General features: G+C 68.3%; 6 protein-coding genes. 1 reads left to right on the forward strand and 5 read right to left on the reverse strand.

The window, feature by feature from the left end; translation table 11 throughout:
* Positions 1–918: hypothetical protein (locus tag AB0C20_RS34535; RefSeq protein ID WP_357569583.1), on the reverse strand; the 918-nt coding region annotated here is incomplete at its 3' end.
* 602 nt (positions 919–1,520) lie between these two features.
* Here AB0C20_RS34535 and AB0C20_RS34540 point away from each other — a divergent pair.
* Positions 1,521–3,305, forward strand: coding sequence for a glycoside hydrolase family 6 protein (locus AB0C20_RS34540; protein WP_357184947.1), 1,785 nt, complete (start codon positions 1,521–1,523; stop codon positions 3,303–3,305).
* Between the two features lie 111 nt (positions 3,306–3,416).
* On the opposite strand, the gene AB0C20_RS34545 is transcribed toward AB0C20_RS34540, so the two are convergent.
* From AB0C20_RS34545 to AB0C20_RS34560, 4 genes are all read right to left on the reverse strand, one after another.
* Positions 3,417–3,803 (reverse strand): hypothetical protein, encoded by a 387-nt coding sequence (locus AB0C20_RS34545; RefSeq protein ID WP_091405768.1) that lies wholly within the window; start codon positions 3,801–3,803, stop codon positions 3,417–3,419.
* 120 nt (positions 3,804–3,923) lie between these two features.
* The gene (locus AB0C20_RS34550) at positions 3,924–4,232 is read right to left on the reverse strand and encodes a hypothetical protein (protein ID WP_357184951.1); all 309 of its coding nucleotides are present in this window, start codon (positions 4,230–4,232) and stop codon (positions 3,924–3,926) included.
* Between the two features lie 16 nt (positions 4,233–4,248).
* A complete protein-coding gene (locus AB0C20_RS34555; protein ID WP_357184954.1) occupies positions 4,249–5,907 on the reverse strand; it encodes a sodium:solute symporter family protein in 1,659 nt (552 codons plus the stop codon).
* Between the two features lie 51 nt (positions 5,908–5,958).
* Positions 5,959–6,149: hypothetical protein (locus AB0C20_RS34560; protein WP_357569584.1), on the reverse strand; the 191-nt coding region annotated here is incomplete at its 5' end.

Below are 6,149 nucleotides of genomic sequence, written 5' to 3' on the forward strand. Positions count from 1 at the left end.
GTACTCGGAGCCGTGCTCGTCCTTGGTCTCCCAGCCCTTGTCGGAGCCGTTGTCCGAGCCGTAGTCCGAGCCGTGCTCGTCCTTGTTCTCCCAGCCCTTGTCGGAGCCGTTGTCCGAGCCGTAGTCCGAGCCGTGCTCGTCCTTGGACTCCCAGCCCTTGTCCGAGCCGTTGTCCGAGCCGTAGTCCGAGCCGTGCTCGTCCTTGGACTCCCAGCCCTTGTCCGAGCCGTACTCGGAGCCGTGCTCGTCCTTGTTCTCCCAGCCCTTGTCCGAGCCGTACTCGGAGCCGTGCTCGTCCTTGGACTCCCAGTCCTTCTTGTCTTCGTCCTTGGAGTCCCAGTCCTTCTTGTCACGGCCCTCTTCGGCGTCCTGGCCGTGCTCCTCGCCCTTCCAGTCCTTGCTGCCCTCGTCGCCGTAGGCGTCGGCGGCAGCGCCGCCACCCTGGCCACCCTTGCCGTTCTCGTCCTTGTGCTCGTCCTTGCCCTTGTCGTCCTTGCCGTGTTCGTCCTTGCCGTTCTCGTCCTTGCCTTCGTGGTCCTTGCCCTTGTCGTCCTTGCCGTTCTCGTCCTTGCCTTCGTGGTCCTTGCCCTTGTCGTCCTTGCCGTGCTCGTCCTTGCCCTTGTCGTGGTCGGAGGAGTTCTCCTCCTCGCGCCACTCGCGGTCCTCGCCCCGGTCTTCATGCGCCGGCTTGAGCTTGACCTTGCCGGTGACCTTGGACCACACGTACGCGTGCTCCTGCCGATCCGGGCAGATCTCGAGGAGCTTGACCTCGTCGCCAGCCTTGACGACGTGCGGCTTGGCGTAGACCTTGCCGTCGTCGTGGCCGTCGGCGAACGCGATCCCCGGTGCGAACACCAGGAGCGACGCGCCGCCGAGCGCGGCGCCCGCAACGACCTTCCCGAGCATCTTCTTAGCCATGACCTGCGTCACTCCATCCCTGTTGTCCTGAGCTCGGCGACAACCGAGCTAAGACCGACGTTAGACCGTTTCATGACTTATGAAGTGAAAGATTCGCGTTTTACCTTTGCTCCAAGTAAGAGGCGAAGGGGTGGTACGCGGCTTTCGCTGCGCTGAGCGCCGTGTCAGGCGTCCCGGGGCCCTGTGGATGTGCCACGGCGTTCCGCACTCCCCGTGCAGGGCCTGCCCCGGTCATCCGGTAGCGGCGGGTCCGGGCGGCGCGTGCCGGTGGGGCGCGCTCGGAGGTATCGTCCGAATCGGCTCCGGCAACACATCGAGCCATTGCCATGGAAGCGCTCCCATGCAAGAATCGGCGAACGCGGTTCAGAGAGCCACACCGTGCAGGCAGGGGGAGTCGAGGGCACCCGGTTTCACCGGGCGACGCACCCGCCGCCGATCGACCGGCCGACGCATCGGCCGGGCAAACACCACCACCATCGCCCGTCCGGGTCGGGCGCCCCCCAAAGAATCCCGTGGTGCCGACGGCCGTCCGTGCAGGACGCCCATCGGGCCGTCCCGCCGGGCCGTACGTGGGCCCGGTCTCGCCCAAGGAGATCAGTGGCATGAATGTGTGGAGAAGGCTAACCGGCCCACGCCGGGCCCTCGCGCTCGCCGGCGCGGGTGCCCTGGTCGCCGGTGGGCTCGTAACGATTCCGGTTACCGCGGCGCAGGCCGCGACGCAGTGCGACATCGCGTACACGAGCAACGACTGGCCCGGCGGTTTCACAGCGAGCGTCACCATCAAGAACGTCGGCGACCCGCTGAACGGCTGGACGCTGGGCTGGACCTTCGCCAACTCCAGCCAGCGGGTGCAGCAGGGCTGGTCAGCCACGTTCACCCAGTCCGGCAGCCAGGTCACCGCCCGGAGCCTGTCCTACAACGGCACCCTGGCCACCGGCGCCTCGACGAGCATCGGCTTCAACGGCGCGTGGAGCGGCAGCAACCCGAAGCCGACCTCGTTCACCCTGAACGGCGTGGTCTGCAACGGTGGCACCACGCCGCCGACCGACCCGCCGACCGACCCGCCGACCGACCCGCCGACCGACCCGCCGACGGATCCGCCGACCGATCCGCCCACCAACCCGCCGGGCACCAAGGTCGACAACCCGTACGTCGGGGTGCGCGGCTACGTGAACCCGGAGTGGAAGGCCAAGGCGGACGCCGAAACCGGCGGAAGCCGCGTCTCCAACAACCCCACCGCCGTCTGGCTGGACCGGATCGCCGCGATCAACGGCACGCCGGACAGCAGCTCCAACGGCGCCTTCGGCGTGAAGGAGCACCTGGACGAGGCGCTGCGCCAAGGTGCCGGCTACATCCAGTTCGTGATCTACAACCTGCCCGGCCGGGACTGCTCGGCGCTCGCCTCCAACGGTGAGCTGGGCCCGGACGAGCTGCCGAAGTACAAGGCCCAGTACATCGACCCGATCGCCGCCATCCAGGGTCAGTCGAAGTACAGCAGCCTGCGGATCATCAACATCATCGAGATCGACTCGCTGCCGAACCTGGTCACCAACACGTCCGATCAGGCCGGCGGCACTGTCATGTGCGACACGGTCAAGGCCAACGGCGCCTACGTCAACGGTGTCGGCTACGCCCTCGCCAAGCTGGGCGCGATCGGCAACGTCTACAACTACATCGACGCCGGCCACCACGGCTGGCTCGGCTGGGACTCCAACTTCGTCCCGACCTCCAACATCCTGAAGACCGCAGCGGTGGCCTCCGGCAGCACTGTCAACAACGTGCACGGGTTCATCACCAACACCGCGAACTACTCGGCGCTGCAGGAGCCGTACTTCAAGGTCACCGACAACGTGAACGGCCAGACGGTGCGGCAGTCCAAGTGGGTCGACTGGAACTTCTACGTCGACGAGCTGTCGTTCGCCCAGGCGTTCCGCAACCAGCTGGTCTCGGTCGGCTTCAACTCCAACATCGGCATGCTTATCGACACCTCCCGTAACGGCTGGGGCGGCTCCGCCCGGCCCACCGGTCCGGGCGCGACGACGAGCGTCGACACGTACGTGAACGGCGGCCGCATCGACCGTCGGGCCCACCTCGGCAACTGGTGCAACCAGGCTGGTGCCGGTCTCGGTGAGCGGCCCCGGGCCACGCCGGCGACGGGCATCGACGCCTACGTCTGGGTGAAGCCGCCGGGTGAGTCGGACGGCTCCAGCAAGGAGATCCCGAACAACGAGGGCAAGGGCTTCGACCGGATGTGCGACCCGACGTACGGCGGTAACGCCCGCAACGGCAACAACCCGTCCGGGGCACTCGGCGACGCGCCGATCTCCGGTGCGTGGTTCTCCGCCCAGTTCCAGGAGCTCATGCGCAACGCCTACCCGGCGCTCTGATCGGGTAGCTCACGCACCAACCCGCTGCCAGTGGTTGGTGAGGCACTGTTGGCAGCAGGTTCCCCCCGGGTCCCCGGCTCGACCGTCACAGGTCGGGCCGGGGACCCCCCCTTACGGCACTGTGCGTTCGATCGCCGCCCGCCCCTGCTCGGCCAGGTCACGGCGGGCCTTCTCCAGGTTCTCCGGTGTCAGGTCCTGCCCGCGGGCCATCACCAGGTCCTCCGGCTCCCAGGGCTGCTCGCCCCCGGTACGGATGTTGTCCCCGCCAGCGCCGGTGCCCGTCCCGGTCGCCCCGGTGCCGGCGGCGTACGGGTCGCCGATCAGCTCGTCGGTGTCCGGCGCGAGGTCGTCCGGTCGGCTGCGGGGTTCGGCGAAGCCCGGCGTGTCCCGGTCCGGGCCACCCCCGGTCCGCAACTGCGGCACGGTGGCGTCATCGTCCACCGCCGAGGCCACCTCGGGGCTGTCCTCCAGCGGCGGTTGGCGATCGCGATCGGTCATGGTGCTGCCTCCTGTGTCCGACACGGTGCCTGATTTCCCCCACGTACCCCTTCGTGCCGCGCTCATGCCGCACGGCCCGGCGGTCGGGCCGGGCCGTGCTCGATCCGTGCGGTCAGATGCTCAGGCGTCCGGCTGCTGCTCGTTCGGGGCCGGCGCTTCGGCTGGGCGCCACCACTGCCAGAGCAGCATGAGCAGACCGAACGCGAGCATCGCCAGCCCGGCCCACAGGTTGATCCGTACGCCCTCGGCCTTGTCGATCTCGGCCCGGCTGTCGAAGATGCCGATCAGCGTCACGATGACCCCGTACGCGACGAAGAGGCCACCGATCACCCGGCGGATGTCGAACAGCCGGGCCGCGGCGGAACGCCGCTGCTCCGCCTGCGCCTCGTCGATCAGCGGGTCCTGTGCCGGCTGGCCATCGTTGCTCATCTGCCGACCCCTTTCCTTAGAAGACCGGGATGTAGAAGAGGGCGGCCAGCGCGACCGCGATCAGACCCAGCAGCACCGGGGAGCGGTACCAGGCGGCGTCCCCGGCGAGCACGTCGCCCTTCAGGTCGACGCCGCCCATGCCGTACACCAACCCGCGCAGCTCCTCGTCCCGCTTGGGTGCGGTGAGCGGAGTGACGATCGCGGCGACCACCACCGCCGTGACGAACGCCAGACCGGCACCCCAGAAGCTCTCCTCCAGGTCGGAGTTGAAATCGATCACACCGCCCTTGTAGAGCAGGTAGAGGCTCAGCGACACCAGGGTGCCCAGCAGCAGCGACCAGAAGCCGGCCAGCGCGCTCATCCGCTTCCAGAACATGCCGATGATGAACGTGGCGAACAGTGGCGCGTTGAAGACGGAGAAGAGCGCCTGGATGTAGTTCATGATGTTGCTGAACCCGGCCGCGATGAACGCGGTGCCGATCCCGATCACCACGGCGGCGACAGTCGCCCACCGGCCGACCCGCAGGTAGTACTCGTCCGACCGGTCGCGGCGGATGTACGCCTGCCAGATGTCGTAGGTGAAGACGGTGTTGAAGCCGCTCACGTTGGCCGCCATACCGGCCATGAACGAGGCGAGCAGGCCGGTGACCGCCACCCCGAGCACGCCGTTGGGGAGCAGGTCGCGCATCAGCAGCGGGATGGCGTTGTTGTACTGGAGGTCGCCGCTCTCCGCGCCGAGGCCCTTCACGGTGACCAGCGCCACCAGGCCGGGGATGACAGTGACCAGGGGGATGAACAGCTTCGGGTACGCGGCGATGATCGGCGTACGCCGTGCGGCGCTCATGTTCTTCGCCGAGAGGGCCCGCTGCACCTCGGCGAAGTTCGTCGTCCAGTAGCCGAACGACAGCACGAAGCCGAGGCCGAAGACGATGCCGATCCAGTGCGCGCCCAGCGGGTTGGCGGTGCTGCCGGTGTCCTGCCACGCGTGCAGGCCGGCCTCGCCGAGTTTGGTGTCGCCGACCGCGTCCATCAGGCCGTTCCACCCGCCGACCTTCACCAGGCCGATCACGGTGACCGGGATGAGGCCGGCCAGGATGACGAAGAACTGGAGCACCTCGTTGTAGATCGCCCCGGACAGGCCGCCGATGGTGATGTACGCCAGCACGATCGCCGCGCCGACCACGATCGCCGTCCAGAGCGGCCAGCCGAGCAGCGCCTGCATGACGAGGGCCAGCGCGTACAGGTTCACGCCGGCGATCAGCACCTGGGCGACGGCGAAGCTGATCGCGTTGAGCAGGTGGGTGGGGCGGTTGAACCGCAGCCGCAGGTACTCCGGCACGCTGCGGACCTTGGAGCCGTAGTAGAAGGGCATCATCACGATGCCCAGGAAGACCATCGCCGGGACCGCGCCGATCCAGTAGTAGTGGACCGTCATGACGCCGTACTGGGCCCCGTTGGCGGCCATTCCGATGATCTCCAACGCCCCCAGGTTCGCTGAGACGAAGGCGAGACCGGTCACCCAGGCCGGCAGGGAGCGGCCGGAGAGGAAGAAGTCGACGCTGGTCCGGATGGCCCGGCGCGCGGCGAAGCCGACCCCGAGGACGGTGACGAAGTACAGCGCCAGGATAAGGTAATCCAGGCCGTTCATGTTGAGCCGAAGACCGTCGCCGTCCATCCCGTCACCCCTCGTCCCGACGTCCGCGCTGGTTGGTCCGCGCGCGCCGTATTACCCCGTCCGCGCGGTTTCACTCCCAGAGGTGGGGACCGGCGTGTTCGGGCCCTGTCGGGCGGTCTGGCGGGCTCGGCGACGGTCGGCACGCAAGAGGGCGCCCCGGCCGTTGCGGCCGGGGCGCCAATGTTGGTCGACCAGCTCGGCGATCGAGTCCAGGTCACTGGTGAGCCGGGAGACCATCCGGC

It is taken from the genome of Micromonospora sp. NPDC048843 (assembly GCF_040649965.1).
Classification (GTDB): Bacteria; Actinomycetota; Actinomycetes; order Mycobacteriales; family Micromonosporaceae; genus Micromonospora; species Micromonospora hortensis.